Origin of the sequence: Chthoniobacter sp. (genome assembly GCF_040003245.1) — a bacterium.
Classification (GTDB): domain Bacteria; phylum Verrucomicrobiota; class Verrucomicrobiia; order Chthoniobacterales; family Chthoniobacteraceae; genus Chthoniobacter.
This window is the reverse complement of record NZ_JBDUCX010000157.1, coordinates 1-15446: the sequence shown is the minus strand read 5'-3', so window position 1 is coordinate 15446 and position 15446 is coordinate 1. Positions and strand designations below refer to the sequence as shown.

Below are 15446 nucleotides of genomic sequence, written 5' to 3'. Positions count from 1 at the left end.
AACGCGGCGCGGTTGCAGATCAATGCAGACACGTATTACACGGGCTCGGTGGATCGCTATCCGAAATGGAACAAGCAGAACACCAAAACCGATCTCGAGTGGCAGTTGCGGCGCTGGTACTATTTCACCTGGCTGTCAGGCGATCACATCGTCGAGCAGGCCATCCATAGCATCGACAAGATGCTCTGGACGATGAAGGACGAACCGCCGGCCAGCGTGGTGTGCGTGGGCGGACGCCAGGCGCGGCCCGGCGAACCCGGCGGCGAGTACGGCAATATTTATGACCACTTCGCGGCGGAATTTCGCTGGGAGAATGGCGTGAAAGGCTACCACTACTGCCGGCAGATCGGGCGCTGCTACAATGCGAACACGGATGAGGTCTTCGGCACGAAGGGCGTATATCAAGGCGAGAGCGGCAGCAAGCGGCACGTCATCATCCACAGCGACAATCCGTGGCGCTACGTCGCACCCGCGGGGCTGAAGGACAACGGCTACCAGACCGAGCACGACGAAATGTACGCCTCAATCCGCAGCGGCAAGCCGATCAATACGTCAGACCGTTTCACCAAGACGACAATGACTGCGATCATGGCGCGCATGGCCGCCTACACCGGCAAGGAAGTGACCTGGGAACAGGCCATGAATTCGAAGGAAAATCTCTTCCCGGCCGATCTCAAGTGGGACTCGAAGCTGCCGGTCGCGCCTGTGGCGGTGCCGGGAGTGAATGAGTTGACGTAAGCGCAAGGCGGCCACCAAACCGCCCTGTAGAATAGCCGCAAAAAGGCGCAAAGGCGCAAAAAAGAGAAGCGTTCCAACGCACCCTTTTGTGTTTTTTGCGCCTTTTTGTGGCCAACAATGATTGAGGCCGGTCTGTGCTGGATTCCGTGACGCGCATCGCTACGATGCGGGTTCGCAGTTCAACGTTCACCAATCATTAAGGGCATTATGCAGGGCAATACCGACCACGATCTGGCCGCGCGTCTCGCGGCTTCTTTTCCGACGAGCGAAACCATTCCGGCTGAGTTTCGTCCCAATCCCACGAGCTACGAGAAGCTCTATCTCCAAGATGGGGTGGTGCGCGAGTGGCCGGGTCCATACACGGAAGTGAGTTCACCGATTTGCCTGCGGGAAGGTGAGACGATCAAGCGCCAGATCATCGGGCATGTGCCCTCGATGGATGAAGAGGCGGCGATGGCCGGTCTGCACGCTGCCGTGCGCGCCTGGGACAATGGCCGCGGTGAGTGGCCGACGATGAGCGTCGCCGGGCGCATCGCGGCGGTGGAGAAATTCACCGAAAAGATGATCGCGGTGCGCGACGAAGTGGTGCGGTTGCTGATGTGGGAAATCGGCAAGAGCCTCGACGATTCGCGCAAGGAATTCGATCGCACGGTCGACTACATCCGGCTCACGGTCGAGGCGCTGAAGGAGATGGACCGCAACAATTCGCGCTTCAGCATCGACAGCGGGGTAATCGCGCAAGTGCGCCGTTCGCCGCTCGGAGTGTGCCTTTCGATGGGGCCGTTCAATTATCCGCTGAACGAAACGTACACCACGCTGATCCCGGCGATCATCATGGGTAATACCGTGGTCGTGAAGCCGCCGAAATTCGGCACGCTCTCGCATCAGCCGATCTTGCAGGCGTTTGCGGACAGCTTTCCGCCGGGGGTGGTGAACTACATCTACGGCTCGGGTGCGAAGATCATCGGCCCGATCATGCAAAGCGGCTTGATCGACGCGCTCGCTTTCATCGGCTCGAGTCGCGCGGCCAAGGTGCTCAAGCATCAGCACCCGCGCCCGCACCGGCTGCGCAGCATCCTGGGGCTAGACGCGAAGAACCCGGCACTGGTCATGCCCGACGCCGATCTCGAGGTCGCGGTGCGCGAGTGCGTGACCGGCGCGCTGAGTTTCAACGGCCAGCGTTGCACAGGGCTGAAGCTCCTCTTCGTCCATGAAACGATCGTCGATACCTTCCTCGAAAAGCTCAGCGCCGCGGTCAATGCGCTGCCCATCGGGATGCCTTGGGACAAGGGTGTCAAGCTCACGCCGCTGCCGGAATTCAACAAGCCGGGGGCGATGCAGGCTTACGTGCAGGATGCCATCGGCGGCGGCGCGCGCATCGTGAATGCGGGGGGAGGCACGGCCTGTGGGACGCTGTTTTTCCCGGCAATCGTTTATCCCGTGTCGCCCAAGGCGCAGCTTTACAGCGTGGAGCAATTCGGGCCGGTCATCCCGGTGTGCTCCTATCGCGATGAGCGCGACTTCCTGGAATTCGTCGCGGAATCGAACTACGGCCAGCAGGTCAGCGTCTTCGGACGCGACCCGGAGAAGATCGCCAAGCTGGTCGATCCCCTCGCCAACCAGGTCTCCCGCATCAACATCAACGCCCAGTGCCAGCGCGGACCAGATACCCTGCCCTTTACCGGGCGCAAGGATTCCGCGGAAGGCACGCTCTCGATCAGCGATGCGCTGCGGTGCTTTTCAATTCGCTCACTGGTCGCGGCGCAATCGACCCAGCAAAGTCGCGACATCATCCAGCAGATCGTCGCCGGGCGTCACTCCAGCTTCCTGCACACAGATTTCATCCTGTAACTAGGCCCCGGCGTCGAGCACGTCACTGATCGGTCCGTCTGGCTTGTCCATCATGTCGAGGACGACGGCCTGGAGAAGCATCTGGAAACCGAGAATCACCGGTAACATGGCGAGGGCGACCGTGCCCGCGCTTTGTTCGCGGCCGTAGAGCCAGTTGTTACTCCAGCGCCAGGCGCCGAAAGCTCCGCCACCGAAAAAGAGCAGCGCGCCGGTCATGAGAAAGACCGTGACGATATTGATATCGTAGATGAAGTAGCGCCACCAGATCCGATGCACGAGGCCGCCGGCGAGCTTCGCCGGAAACGTGCAGAGCGCGCGCCACGGGCTCAGGGAGCTGTTTTCATCGGCATACTTCGCCGGGATGGGCACGTCGAGGGCGACAGCGCGGATGACGTTAAGCTGGATGAGCAGGCTGATCTCGAAGAAATAGCGCGGCGCGAGGAGGTGAAAATTGAGGAGCCGCAGGGCATTGGCTCGCAGGGCGAAGAAACCATTGGTCGGATCGGAGAGGTGCCAGAATCCGCTGGCCGCCTTGCTCAGCAAGGTGAGGCCAAAATTTCCGAGGCGGCGGACGAGCGGCATGGTGCGCAGCGCGCGGAGATCGTAAAAGCGATTACCCTTGGCGAAATCGGCTTTGCGGGCGGCCAACGGCCCGATGAGGCGCGGAAGATGTTTCGCCTCCATCTGGCCATCGCCATCCATCTTCACCACGATGTCCGCGCCGAGATCGAGCGCGGTCTTGAATCCAGTGATCATGGCGCCACCCACACCCTGGTTTGCCTCGTGGAAAACGACGGTGAGTTTCGGATCGGAGTGCGCTTTGCGCAAATGTGCGCCCGATTTGTCCGGGCAGCAATCGTCGACGACGATGACGAAATCGGCGAGCGCCACGACCGAATCGACCACGTCCACGATCTTGTCGCGTACACGATAGCAAGGGATGACGACGGCGATCTTGGGGCGATCAGGCATGGACGAGCATTGGGATGAAATCGCGATATGGCACGATGCGGAATCCGGCGTCGAGGATGGATTCGAGTCGGGCGAGGGTGCCGGAGCGGTTGAAATAGAGCAGCGCGTTGAGCAGACGGCGGCCGCCGACGCCGCGGGACATCACCCGTTCCTGCGCCGTATCGAGATCGTAGGGATGAAAGTAACCGACGATGGCCGTATCGGCGGCGGCGTGATCGGCGAAGCGCCGCTGGATGGAGCCAAAGGGCAGGCAGCGGAAATAGGTTCCCGCGCCGATGGGGACCTCGAGACCAAAGAAAGAGCTCAGGGTCACGGGCACTTCGAGCACGCCGTCGATTCGGCGCGGCCGCAAGCCGAAGCCTGGCCAGCCATGCAGCGGGTTGCGCGCGGGGAGCACACTGCTCGAGTAGGTGAACCCAAGGCCGGCGAGGACTTCATAGGCCCACCGCTGCTTTTCACCGAGCGAGAGAATCGGCGCGCGAAAACCCTGGACCGGCGTAGTCGCGAATTCCGCGAGCGCGTCGAGATTGCGCCGCAGGTCGTCGCGCAGCGACGCCGCGTCCTGTTGATCGAGGGGCACGTGATCGAACGTATGGCAGGCCAGTTCATGTCCCTCTGCGGCGATGGCGCGAATGACCGCCGGGAACTTTTTCGCGATCTCGCCGACGACGAAAAAAGTGGCCTTCATCTGCCGCCGGCGCAAGAAACCGAGATAGCGCTCGACGAGTTCCGGCAGCGGCGTGCGGTGGAATTCCGCGCGCTCGGCGTAGAACTCTTCCAGGTCGATGCTGAACAGAAACGTCTTCACGCGAAGGGGCGGAAAGTCATCCCGGGAACTTCCGACAGAGCAAATTGCGGCGCAGGATTCTGGAACACAATCCCGAGGAGGCTGTCGCTGCGGAACGGCGCGGGCAAGCCCAGTGTCTCCAGGGTCTTCAACCCGGCGTACATCAGGCGCCACGGGATGGGGACAAACGTGGGTTGGTTGCCTTGTTTGCTCGCCAGCAATTGCAGCAAGCCGCGAAGGGAATGCTTTTGCGGATGCGCCGCGGAGACTGCTCGTCCGATGACCGGCGCCTCCGGCTGGCAGAGGGCGAAGACCAGTACCGCCAGGTCGTCATCGAAGATCAGGTATTGGGGATACGAGCCGTCGCCAATGAGCGGAACGAATCGGCCACGCGCCGCGTTCTCCAGGGCGCGCATCAACGAGCCGGTGGTATCAGACCAGACCAGTCCGGGACGCACCACGGTGCAGCCCAGTTCCAAGGCCGCTTCCTCGACTTCGAGTTTGGCCCGCCCATAAAGCGAGCGGCAGCCGGGAAAAGAACTGAGCGAGGAAATAAAGACGACGCGCTTCACTCCCCGCTCCCGGGCCGCGCGTAGCAGGGCAACACTGCCGTCGACATTCACCTCGTGGATTTGCCGCCAGTTTTTCGCGCGAAAATCATAGGCGCAGTGGACGAGGGCATCGACCTCTCCCCAAGGCAGCCGCTGGGGATCGTCGCCGAGTTCATAAGGAACGCGCTGCGCGTAGGTCAGGCTCCGGCGGCCAAATCCCAGCACGTCCCAACCATGCGACCGAAAGCAGCGCGCGATGGCGGAGCCGACGTGTCCTGCCGCACCGGTGATGGCACATTGCATGGTCAGAGATCCGCCACTTGCGTGGCGATGCGGTGCGCGTTGGCCATGACGGTGAGCGTGATGGTCGTCGCGGGGATGCTGGGAAAAACCGAGGCGTCGAGCAGATGCACGCGCTCCAGGCCGGTCGGCTGGCCGAGAATGTCGGTCTCCCATTTTCCCGGCCGCGCGCGCATGGGAAACGTGCCGCCCGAATGATAGCTGCGGCCAGGCTCGGCGAATTGCAGTGCCGGCACCACTGGCGCGCCGCCGAGCAAGCGGGCACAGGCCGCGAGCTTGAGCCCCGCTCTCAGACTGGCCCACCAGGCGTGCCGGCTGGGCCGGGGCTCGACATGCAACTGCGGCTGGCCCGTGGCATTGCGCCGCAGCGTGATGCCGAGACGGCCGGAGTCATTCGAGTGCAGAAAGCCCTGCACCACCAGGAGACGGCCAAATATCTGTTCCGCGATCCACGGGAACCGCAGGAAGAAACGCAACGGCGTGGCCATTAACGCGCGCTGGAGGAAGTCGCTGTAGCTGAAGATTTCGAGATGGACGAGATGAGCGCTGATCGCCGGGTCATCGATCTCGATGAAGGCCTGGGCCAGCGAGTGCAGTTCTTCGGTTTGCACATCGGGCGTCCGCCGCAGACGGAAAAACGGATAGATGAAATACTGGCTGTCGAGCATCTCGACTGGTTCATCGAAGGCCCCGAGCGAGTTCAAGACGATCGCGGCGGTGGGCAGGACGCCGGTGCCGACGAAGACGCGGGCCGCTTGGAACGTGACCGTCTGCTGCCGTTCGAGGTCGCGGGCGAAAATGGTGACGCCATCCGCATGCGGCTCCAGTTTCTCCACGCTGTGCCGGTCGAGGTAGGTGACTTTCTTCTCCTCGATCAAGCGCTGCAGCGTCGTCGCCGTGGAATAGATGAGCCCGTAAGGACAGCCGTAGAGACACAGGCCGCAGTGCACACATGCGGGGAGCTGCGCGTCGCCCGTCGCGGTGACCGCCATCCGGGAGCGGCCAAAGTGCAGACCCGCCCGACGCAAAGGCGCGCGCTCCGACTGGAGGGCGTGGAGAAACTCCTCCGCCTGGCGCGACGGTCGGAGGTCCTGGCCGCGGTCCGTGTAGGTCGGCAGGAGAGAATCAAGATCGTCGGTCACGGCCGTCGTCGGCATGAAATCGAAAACCGCGCGGTAGTGCGGCTCGAGATCAGCGAGGCTAATCGGCCAATCGGCGATATCCTCCGCGCGCGCCGGCAGTTGCGACGCGCCCCAGACGTTGCTCAAGCCACCGCGAGCCTCGGAGTAGTGGAAAGGCGGCTCTTCCTCCGTGTCCAGCAGCGAGGCGCCCGCACCCGCGTACGGATAGTCCGAGCCATAGGTGAGCTTCACATGGATCGAGCCCTGGCGCTTCGCTTGATCGCCCCCCCGCAACGTATCGAGATCCGCCGCCGGCCATTGCCCCGGCGGCAGCGCCCCGAGACGGTGGAGAATCTCCTGCTTCTCCTTCTCCAACGTCCGCCCCGCATCGAGGATGGTGACGGGCAATCCACGCCCGGTGAGGGCGATCGCCGCGGAGATGGCCGCCGGGCCGGAACCGATTACGTAGAACATGCGCGGGATGCTTCCCGACGATCACGCAGCGATTTCCAATAATCCGCCGCGCAATCAAAAAAGAGGAACAGGTAAAAAAGGAAAAAGGGCTCGTAGACGAAGCGAAAGCGGCCATTGGTCACACCCACCATCGAGGCCACGTACAAGCCCCCCAGCACCGTGGCGACCCAGGCGAAATGCAGCGGACGCAGCGGCGACGGGCGCAGGATCGCCGCGATCATCCCGAGGAAGCCGACGATGTAAAAGAAGGGCACGCCGGGGATGGTGTGCTGCCAATCCGCCACCCCGCCATAGAAATCGTGCACCCAGCGTTTCTCCGTGATGGTGCGGTCCGGCGTGCGGAAATGGATGAGGTTCTTGCTCCAGTTTTTCTGGTAGCGGGTAAACCACGCCACGCGTGCCTCGCTGTAGTGCTCTTTCAGCCAATCGGAAAGCCGCTCGGTCGTCATTGGCTGGCCGGTGAGCCCGCGGCCGAGCACGCCGATCATCCAGTCCTTCCCCGTATAGGCCAGACGCTGGTTCTCCCACAGCGATCGCTTGTCCCAGCAATAGCTGCTCCACGCGTCGAGCGCCAAACTGAATTTGATCCATGGCTCGATCAAAACCTTCACGGGCTCCGCTTGCAAAGTCTCGAGACAGAGACCGCGGACAATGCGGCCTTCCTCGGGCGCCTGCTTCTTTCGTCCTTTGAACCGCTCGACGACGTAGCCTCCAACCGCATGGTTGATCTCCTTTTGGAAATGTACCAGATTCGCGGGTAATTCCACCGAGGCGCGGCGGGCTGCTTCCTGGATGGGAACGATGCGCGGCATGATGTCCGGCGTGGAGCGGGAGGTGGCCGGAGCGAAGCGGAGCAGCGAGGCATAGACGAGGGAAGAAACATCGCGATCCCCGCCGACATGAAAAGCCACGGCATAGGCCAGCACCACCGCCGCGAGGCCCAGCGCCGCACGGCGCCATTGTTTCCAAAGGGGCAGGACCGCGAGCAGCACGGCGAAAAGCAAAAACGTCTTCGACTCGAGCCGCGTCCCGAAAACCAGCAGCAGACAGATGATGAACCAGACAAACCGCCGGGTGGTCGGTCGAAGAGCGAAAACAGTCCCGGCGAAAACCAGCAACAAGGTAAAGAACAGGAACTGCGCTTCGCCCATGATGGTATGCTCGTACCAGATGATCGAAGGATTCGCGGCAAAGAGCACGGTGACGGGAATGATCGCCACCCGCCAGAAGCGGAACCAAAGACGGACCAGCGCACCGACCAGCACGATGCCAATGAGCCCCATCAGATGCTGGGCAGCGGCAATCGTCGCCGTCGCCGGTATGGGCAGCAAAAAGGCCGCGCTGAAAAGTGCCGGCGTGAGGTAGGAGCGCTTGCTATGCACGTAGAACTGGTGCTTCTCGATCAAGCGATCGACGGTAAGGAGGTAATCCGCGCTGTCGTATTGCACGTAGCCGCAGGGCATCGACCACGTCACCGCAATCCGCAGCGCGAGGCCCAAAAACAGCGCCGGGAGGCACCAGCACAGGATGTTGCGCAGGGCAACCGTCCAGCTTTCATCGGCCGGGCGGGCCAGTGGCGTCGTCACCGGGGCGCGTACCTCGAGCCCTCCATTCGCGGGGGACAGGGAAACAGGCGTCTCCATTAACCGATTGGGCTCAACTGCATAGGTGCGGTAAGGAAAGGCATGGGCGACGTTTTGTGAAGCGCTTTTCACCACCAGGCCGCGCAAGGCAGGGGGTGGCGCCGGCGGGACTTGAACCCGCACTGGACTTTCGCCCAAGCGGATTTTAAGTCCGCTGTGTCTGCCATTTCACCACGGCGCCGATTGCGGCGGACACTGCCAGCGAGGACCCGGGCGGGCAAGGGTTTTGCGGCTCGAAGGGAAGACGGCGCGCTACTTGCCGGACCAATCACGCACAAACTCGCGCAATTCGGTTTCGTTCAAGTCGCTCACCACGCTGCAGGCCATTTTCCCATCGGACCAACGGATAATGTTGTAGCCATGGCGCTGGCCCGCCCTCAGATCCTCCGGCGCTGGCGTGCTGGCCGGCCAGATGAAGAGATTGAGGAAGTGCTTCTGCCGTCCGTAGACGAGGGCGGCGGCAGGATGGCCATCGATGAAATCCAGGCGGCCGCCCAGCAACGGGAAGCCGGATTCGCGCAGCTCTTTCACCGGTGGGGCGAAGTCGAGCTTGCCGTCGAACCAGGGCTTGACGGTGTGCTGATCGGTCGAGGCGACATCGGTGAGGTGATCGACCATCAACGAGCGCACGTGACTCGCCGTGAGATCGGCGAGCAGGCCGTCTTCGTTGCGGGCGGAGGAAAAATGGAACGCGAGGGAGGAAGCGATCAACAAGACAGCCGCCGCCGCCCAGCCCGAATACTGGAACCATGGCCGATGGGCGGTCGTGGTCTCCCGCTCGGCCTTCGCGGCCTGCTCGACCGCGGCGGAGATGCTGCGACGCAACTCGGCGGGCGCGGAGAAGCGCAGGTCCGAATTTTGCAATGCTCCGCGTAACGCGGAAAGCTGGCGCAGGCTGCCGAAGCAGGTCGGGCAATCGGCGAGGTGCTCGTCGACTTGCATGGTATTCGCCGCATCCAGTTCGCCATCGTGATGCGCGGGAATGAGTTTTTGGATTTGCTGGCAATTCATGAAAGACCTCCGCTTTGCGGTTGATTGGAAAGCACGGCTTGCAGGTGACGGCGGGCGCGGGTGAGCCGCGACATCACCGTGCCGATGGGGACGCCGGCGATGTCGGCGATCTCCTTGTAGGAGCAGTCTTCGAGTTCGCGCAACACGAGCACCTCGCGAAACACCGCTGGGAGCGAAGCAATCGCCTGCCGCACGGCGTCCACATCACCGGCGCGGATGAGCGTGGTCTCCGGGCTGGGTGCCACATCCACCCCGCCGTGCAATTCCTCGTCGTACTCGACGGCTTCCTCGTGCCGCCGGTTGCTCTGCAGCCAGCTCCATGCGGTGCGCCGAACGATGGTCAGCAGCCACGACCGCGCGTCGCCGCCGCGAAATCCCCCGAAGAACTTGAAGGCGCGCAGGCAGGCCTCCTGCGTCACGTCCTCGGCATCTCGCTCGTTGCCGATCAGCCAGCGCGCAAGATTATAGGCCGCATCGAGGTGCGGCAGGATGGTCTGGTCGAAGTTGGCAGAGGCGTCGGGCAAGGCGTGTCGATAGTGGGTCTAATCTAAGCAAGACCGGTGGAGCGGCGATTTTATTCCCCGACACTTTTCCGGGGGCAAGCGGGGAATATCGCGAGGGGTGTTCCGGTCTTCATCGGCGAGGCGCACATCGCGCCCTTAACCAACATCAACTCCATCCTATGTCCGACTACATCACCGAAAATTCCAACGAAGACCAAATCGACCGCCGCGGCTATCTGAAATGCATGGCCTGGGCCGGCACCGGCGTGCTGTTCAGCGTCACCGGCGGCATCCTCAGCTCGCGCATGCTGGGCGGCACGGCCAACGCCGCAGAGGCCGCGGCGACGTTTAACTTCGTGCAGATCAGCGACAGCCACATCGGCTTTCACAAACCGGCCAACCCCGATGTCGCCGCGACTTTTCGCGAGACCATCGCGCGGATCAATGCGCTGCCGCAGGCGCCGGATTTTATCCTGCACACCGGCGATCTCACCCAACTCTCGGAGACCAAGGAGTTCGACGATCTCCAGCAGATGCTCAAGGACTGCAAGACGAAGCAGGTCTTATTCGTCCCTGGCGAACACGACGTGCTGAGCGACAACGGCGCGCAGTATCTCGAGCGCTTCGGCAAGGGCACCCAGGGCACCGGCTGGTACAGCTTCGATCAGCGCGGCTTGCATTTCATCGGGCTGGTCAATGTGGCCACCGTGAAAGAAGGCGGTCTCGGCGTGCTCGGCCAGGAACAGCTCGACTGGCTGCAAAAAGACCTGGCCGCGCTGAAGAAGAGCACGCCGATCGTCGTCTTCGCGCACATCCCGCTCTGGACCATCTACGCGCAGTGGGGCTGGGGCACGGATGACTCGGCGCGTGCGCTGGAGATGCTCCAGCCCTTCGGCTCGGTCACGGTGCTCAACGGCCACATTCACCAGGCCATGCAAAAAGTCGAGGGAAACATCACCTTCCACACCGCGCGCTCGACCGCTTTCCCGCAGCCCACGCCCGGCAGCGCGCCCAAGGCCGGACCCATGGCGGTGCCCGCGGAGAAGCTGCGCAGTTACCTCGGCATCACGAGTGTTTCCTACACGGAGACTGCGCATTCCCTCGCGATCATCGATTCCTCGCTGGCCGCCACCCGGTAACTCGCCGTGCTGACCGATCCATCCATCTGGTCCAAGGCGCATGGGGCGTTTACGCACTTCCCCATCGCTTTGATGCTGGTCTCTACGTTCTGCGACAGTGCGAGCCTTTTCCGCGGCCCGGCGGAACGGCAGCGCGCGTTGCGATCCACGGCCACAATCACCCTCGTGCTCGGCGCGCTGGGCAGTTATGCCGCGGTCGCCACCGGGTTGGTGATCACCAAATGGCAGGTCTGGGGCCATGGAACGCTGCTGCACCATCATCAGTTCGTGTGGCCGGCTTTCGCCCTCATGGTCGGGCTGGCCACATGGCGCGTCATCACCCGCCAGACTGCTGCGGAGAAACCACCCACGGCGTATCTCGCCCTCATGTTTCTCGCCGCGGCATTGATGAGCGGCGCGGGCTATTGGGGTGGTGAACTCCTCAACCGCGGTTAGCCGGGCCATGCAACATCACCTGCCAGGCCAGGCCTTCCGGATCGCCCTGTTGGTCGCCAGATGCTCCGTCTCCGGCCTCTTCGATCTCGGTCGCGCTTCTTCCACAGCACCCACCGCCGCCCCGGCAGCGGTGCCACCCAGGCCGCCGTCCGTCGAACACGGGCGGCGGCTCTTCGTCCAAAGCTGCGCGCATTGTCACGGCGACGATGCGCGCGGCAGTGGCGAGGATGGCGATGGACCGGATCTCTACGCGTTACGCATCGGCAACGCGCGCATCGCCGCAGTCATTCGCACTGGCATCCCGGATGAAATGCCCTCCTTCGCGAAGAAACATGGTTCGGACGACATCGCGGACCTCACCGAGTACCTCCGGACGTTGCGATGAATCACCCACCGCTTCGTCCCCGTTTCCTCAACGATCCGGAGCGGGCAGAAACGGACCGACGATTTCCGTCCAGATCTTGTAGCCGGCGGCGTTCATGTGCAGGCGATCCGCGACGAAGATTTCCGGCCGGGGCAATCCGTCGCTGCCTAACATGCGGGGGAAGACATTGATGAACTTCAAGCCGTCTTTCCCCTGGATGTAACTCTCGATCATCGCGTTGGCCGCTTTCACCTGCTCGACTTCCGCCCAGCGCGAGGGATTGCCCGCGTTGGAGATGTAGGCGATCTCGGTTTTCGGCAGCTTCGCGTGGATCTTTTCCACGAAGGCCCGGAAATCGGCGAAGACCTGCCCGGGCGATTTGCCCGCGTGGATGTCGTTGCTGCCGGCGTAGAGGACGACCATGCGCGGCTCGTAGGGCAGGACGATGCGGTCGGCGAAATGCACGCTGTCGATGAGTTGCGAGCCACCGAAACCGCGATTGAGCACCTGGTGATGAGGGAAATCTTCCGCCAGCGTCGTCCACTTGCGAATGCTCGAACTGCCTACGAAAACGATGCCTCCCTTGGGCGGCGGGTTCTCCTGATCTTTCGCCTCAAAGGCGGCGATTTCCTTTTCCCATTTGGCAGACGGATCAGGCGCCGTCTCCGCGCGCAGCTGCGGCGCCAGGCTCGCGAAAAGCGGGAGCAGGAAACAAAACGAAAGGAGAGGAAAGCGCATGGTGTCAGCATGCGCGGGCAACACCCCAATAGTCAGCGAAAATCCTGCCAGCCGACTTGATCAACCACGGGCTTAAATCCTGCCTCGGCAGCTCGTGCCCAAAAGATCGCCACCGGCCCGTGTGCAGCGTCGGGCGTGAATTCATGCAACCCAGCCGTCAATTCGCGTGGTTCGGTGTTTGGCGATCCATCGAGTGATCCGGCGATGGCCTGACCATCGGCCCAGATCGCATACGAAGCCGGGACGGCCACGTCGAAGCGGATCGCGTCGTTTGCGGTCACCGGCTTGCCGGCGATCACCTTTCCAGCCACCCGCATGCGCCCCACGGCGAGGTAGTTCTCCGTCATGAACCGCGCTCCGTTCTTCGGATACCAGCGATCCTGATTCAGCACGACGAACACCCGTTTCGCCAGGAGATCCTCGGCCACCGTATCCGCCAGGATCATGCGGCGCATCCGCACAAAAGTCAGGGGTTCGGTGACGTAGAAAAATGCGCGCTGGCGAAAGACCGATTCACCTTTGAAATCCATGACGTATTCGCCGGGTTTGGTGAGCCGCAGCACCTCGCCGAGAATCTCCCGCTCGCGTTGCGTCCCATCGATCCATGGTGGGCGCCCACCGAGCACCAGGATGATCAGCAGCACCCCCACTCCCGCGAGGCCGGAGGCCGCCCGCGACGCGAGGAAGCGATGGGCGCCCGCGATGAGGAGAGGCGCGAGCAACACCATCGCCAGCGGATAGAATGGCAGATAATCCTGACGGGTAAGCAGCGTCCAAAAGGTGTAGAGCGCGGTGTAGTACATCCCGGCCAGCAGGAACAAACCCGCCCGCCGCAACGCCCGGGCGGTATCCGGCGCGCGATGGGCAATCCAGGTAGCGATGGCGAGGAGAAAGGGCAGCGCGATCCAGAAGACGAGGCGCAGGCGGGAGGGATGATTCTTCGCGTCCACGTCCGGCACGAGGTTGTGCTTGATCGTACCGTAAAAGAACGGCTCCCACGCCCCCTTCAGGTAAAAAAAAGAAATTAAAATTGCGGGCGCGATAACCATGCCCACGAGCACCGGCCAGGCGGTGGCAAGAATGTGACCGATGCCGGCCAGGCCGAGCCGCCGCGCGCCGATCAGCAACGTGCAGAACACCGCCATGGCCAGCACCGCGCACAGCAGCGAAGTCTTCAAGGAAACGGTGAAGCACAACCCCAGCAGCAACCCGCCGAAAAACGCGCGGCGCTTGGAGAACTGTCCGCAGACCAGCGTGGCCACCGCGCCCAGCCAGAGCGGGGTCCAGAGATTGTCGGTGCGATATTCCACGGAGCAGAAAAACCACCAGGGCAGCAGGCTGATCAGCACCGTCGCCCAGAGCCCCACGCGCCGCGAAAACAGCGCCGTGCCTATGAGCCACACGCACCACAGCGACACCAACCAGAGCGGCACCATCGCCAACCGCATGAAATCCAGGATATTCGTCCGTTCGCCCAACGCGGCGACGAGCGGCGCGAAGAGGATGTGAAAGAGCGGCGTGTGGTTGTCGAAAAAGTCCCGGTACTGCAGCAGCCCCTGCGTCCAGCCCCACGTGGTGTGCAAGTGCTGCGGCTCGTCGCTGTCGTAGCGATAGCGGAAGACGTAAAAGCAACGCAGCGCGAACGCCACGAAGAACAGGATGGCGCCGATGCTTTTCTCGCCCGGGGGTATGGCGCCGTCCTCGACCGGAGCGGGATCGGCGGGTCGCACCTCCTCGCTCATGGGCGCGGTGCGCAACGCGAGACGCGCAAGGCAGGCGGGCGGAAGATGTTTGGCGGCATGCCCCCTTCAACCCGAAATTCGCGCCGATGCCAACAGCAGAGGCGCGCGCGTTCCCGAATCACCTATTCCGTGATCTTTTGCGTCCCCTTGGGGCCGATCTTCGGGGCGGGCACCGTGGGCAGTTTCCCCGCCGGCTGCGGCAGCGGTCTGGCCACGGGCAGCGGACGCTGACCAGCGCCCGGTGTGACCGCTGGAGCGGGCACGCCCGGCTTGGCATCCGCATGGCGCGGCACGCCGGTCGGTGGTGGCAAGGGGCGAACGCCGTTGCTGTTGAGCGCGCCCGATCGTTTGGTCACGGCAGCGGCCGCCAGCGCGGCCTCCCGGGAGGGTAGCACCGCGGGTTTTTGCGGCAAGCCGGCCGGGGCCGATGGCTTCGGCGGCTGTCCGGGAACCCCGGGGGCTGAAGGTGTCTTCGAAAGAGGAGCGAATGGTTTCGACAGAGGCTTGAAAGGCATCGAGGCCGCGGGAGCCAGCGGCACCGGTGCTTCGGATGTCTCGGGCTTTGCGACGTCCGCGCTCTCAGCTGGCGCCGGAGGGGCTGCCGGTGGAACGAGCGCGGGAGTGACCAGCGTGGGCGCCTTGGGCAATTCGATGCGCACTTCGTCGGCCTGCGCCGCCACGACTGCGGCCGCCTCCACCGGTGGCAACGCCGGCTCCTCGTCCGCACCGCTCAACTTGCGGCGCAAGTGCTCGAGTTCGCGTTGCGCTCCATCGTAGGCGAGTTGCAAGTTCAGGCGATCCCGCTTCAAAATGGCGAGATCGGTCTTGAAACGATTGATCTCCTCCTCCTGCCGCAGTTGCGTTTCCTTGAGCGATTCACGTTCGACGACCACCTGTTCGTATTCCTCACGGCTCACGGTCGCTCCCGCGCCTTCGGTGGTCGCCTTGTGCTCCTGGCGTAACGCGGAAATCTCTTCGCGCAGGGCAGATACCGTGGCGCGCATTTCCACGTTTTCCTGCCGCACGGCGTTGACTTCTCCACGGGAAGGGAAGGTTTCGGCTTCCTCGACCGTGGCC

At 63.1% G+C, this 15446-nt stretch carries 14 protein-coding genes, 1 tRNA gene and 1 pseudogene; 5 read left to right on the top strand and 11 right to left on the bottom strand.

Going from position 1 to position 15446, the window contains the following annotated elements:
* Both ABJF10_RS19980 and ABJF10_RS19975 read left to right on the top strand, forming a co-directional pair.
* Positions 1–738 (top strand): Gfo/Idh/MocA family oxidoreductase (locus tag ABJF10_RS19980; protein WP_348546369.1); only part of this gene is annotated, 738 nt, incomplete at its 5' end.
* A 207-nt stretch (positions 739–945) separates the two neighbouring features.
* Positions 946–2589: an NADP-dependent glyceraldehyde-3-phosphate dehydrogenase gene (locus ABJF10_RS19975; protein WP_348546368.1), complete on the top strand. Its 1644-nt coding sequence runs from the start codon at positions 946–948 to the stop codon at positions 2587–2589.
* Here ABJF10_RS19975 and ABJF10_RS19970 read toward each other — a convergent pair whose 3' ends face one another.
* The 8 genes from ABJF10_RS19970 to ABJF10_RS19935 all read right to left on the bottom strand — a co-directional run bounded on the left by ABJF10_RS19970 (position 2590) and on the right by ABJF10_RS19935 (position 9972).
* Positions 2590–3561 carry a glycosyltransferase family 2 protein gene (locus ABJF10_RS19970; RefSeq protein ID WP_348546367.1) on the bottom strand — a complete coding sequence of 324 codons (972 nt, stop codon included), beginning with the start codon at positions 3559–3561 and terminating at the stop codon, positions 2590–2592.
* Positions 3554–4369 (bottom strand): polysaccharide deacetylase family protein, encoded by an 816-nt coding sequence (locus ABJF10_RS19965; RefSeq protein ID WP_348546366.1) that lies wholly within the window; start codon positions 4367–4369, stop codon positions 3554–3556. The genes ABJF10_RS19970 and ABJF10_RS19965 overlap by 8 nt, the downstream gene beginning before the upstream one ends.
* A complete protein-coding gene (locus ABJF10_RS19960; protein WP_348546365.1) occupies positions 4366–5202 on the bottom strand; it encodes an NAD(P)-dependent oxidoreductase in 837 nt (278 codons plus the stop codon). Before ABJF10_RS19960 ends, ABJF10_RS19965 begins: the two co-directional genes overlap by 4 nt.
* 2 nt (positions 5203–5204) lie before the next feature.
* Positions 5205–6794 (bottom strand): GMC oxidoreductase, encoded by a 1590-nt coding sequence (locus ABJF10_RS19955; protein ID WP_348546364.1) that lies wholly within the window; start codon positions 6792–6794, stop codon positions 5205–5207.
* Entirely contained in the window at positions 6782–8380 is a 1599-nt protein-coding gene (locus ABJF10_RS19950; protein ID WP_348546363.1) for a hypothetical protein, read from the bottom strand. The genes ABJF10_RS19955 and ABJF10_RS19950 overlap by 13 nt, the downstream gene beginning before the upstream one ends.
* Positions 8381–8533: 153 nt before the next feature.
* Positions 8534–8618: transfer RNA gene (locus tag ABJF10_RS19945), tRNA-Leu, on the bottom strand.
* Positions 8619–8689: 71 nt separating this feature from the next.
* Positions 8690–9448 carry an anti-sigma factor gene (locus tag ABJF10_RS19940; protein ID WP_348546362.1) on the bottom strand — a complete coding sequence of 253 codons (759 nt, stop codon included), beginning with the start codon at positions 9446–9448 and terminating at the stop codon, positions 8690–8692.
* A complete protein-coding gene (locus ABJF10_RS19935; protein WP_348546361.1) occupies positions 9445–9972 on the bottom strand; it encodes a sigma-70 family RNA polymerase sigma factor in 528 nt (175 codons plus the stop codon). The genes ABJF10_RS19940 and ABJF10_RS19935 overlap by 4 nt, the downstream gene beginning before the upstream one ends.
* 158 nt (positions 9973–10130) lie before the next feature.
* Between ABJF10_RS19935 and ABJF10_RS19930 the strand changes: the two genes are divergently transcribed.
* The 3 genes from ABJF10_RS19930 to ABJF10_RS19920 are packed head-to-tail and all read left to right on the top strand — an operon-like array spanning position 10131 to position 11910.
* Positions 10131–11090: a metallophosphoesterase gene (locus ABJF10_RS19930; protein ID WP_348546360.1), complete on the top strand. Its 960-nt coding sequence runs from the start codon at positions 10131–10133 to the stop codon at positions 11088–11090.
* 6 nt (positions 11091–11096) lie between these two features.
* Complete coding sequence (locus tag ABJF10_RS19925) at positions 11097–11525, top strand: DUF2231 domain-containing protein (protein WP_348546359.1); 429 nt, start codon at positions 11097–11099, stop codon at positions 11523–11525.
* A 7-nt stretch (positions 11526–11532) separates the two neighbouring features.
* Positions 11533–11910, top strand: coding sequence for a cytochrome c (locus ABJF10_RS19920; protein ID WP_348546358.1), 378 nt, complete (start codon positions 11533–11535; stop codon positions 11908–11910).
* Between the two features lie 27 nt (positions 11911–11937).
* On the opposite strand, the gene ABJF10_RS19915 is transcribed toward ABJF10_RS19920, so the two are convergent.
* The 3 genes and pseudogenes from ABJF10_RS19915 to ABJF10_RS19905 form a co-directional block, all read right to left on the bottom strand.
* Positions 11938–12627 (bottom strand): SGNH/GDSL hydrolase family protein, encoded by a 690-nt coding sequence (locus tag ABJF10_RS19915; protein ID WP_348546357.1) that lies wholly within the window; start codon positions 12625–12627, stop codon positions 11938–11940.
* Positions 12628–12659: 32 nt separating this feature from the next.
* Complete coding sequence (locus ABJF10_RS19910) at positions 12660–14384, bottom strand: hypothetical protein (RefSeq protein WP_348546356.1); 1725 nt, start codon at positions 14382–14384, stop codon at positions 12660–12662.
* 107 nt (positions 14385–14491) lie between these two features.
* Positions 14492–15446: pseudogene (locus tag ABJF10_RS19905) on the bottom strand (hypothetical protein); the annotation flags it as partial.

Excerpts from the sequence above, each read along its gene's own strand:
- ABJF10_RS19975 (WP_348546368.1), top strand. The coding sequence starts at position 946 with ATGCAGGGCAATACCGACCACGATCTGGCCGCGCGTCTCGCGGCTTCT.
- ABJF10_RS19970 (WP_348546367.1), bottom strand. The coding sequence starts at position 3,561 with ATGCCTGATCGCCCCAAGATCGCCGTCGTCATCCCTTGCTATCGTGTA.
- ABJF10_RS19940 (WP_348546362.1), bottom strand. The coding sequence starts at position 9,448 with ATGAATTGCCAGCAAATCCAAAAACTCATTCCCGCGCATCACGATGGC.
- ABJF10_RS19960 (WP_348546365.1), bottom strand. The coding sequence starts at position 5,202 with ATGCAATGTGCCATCACCGGTGCGGCAGGACACGTCGGCTCCGCCATC.
- ABJF10_RS19930 (WP_348546360.1), top strand. The coding sequence starts at position 10,131 with ATGTCCGACTACATCACCGAAAATTCCAACGAAGACCAAATCGACCGC.
- ABJF10_RS19955 (WP_348546364.1), bottom strand. The coding sequence starts at position 6,794 with ATGTTCTACGTAATCGGTTCCGGCCCGGCGGCCATCTCCGCGGCGATC.
- ABJF10_RS19920 (WP_348546358.1), top strand. The coding sequence starts at position 11,533 with ATGCAACATCACCTGCCAGGCCAGGCCTTCCGGATCGCCCTGTTGGTC.
- ABJF10_RS19915 (WP_348546357.1), bottom strand. The coding sequence starts at position 12,627 with ATGCGCTTTCCTCTCCTTTCGTTTTGTTTCCTGCTCCCGCTTTTCGCG.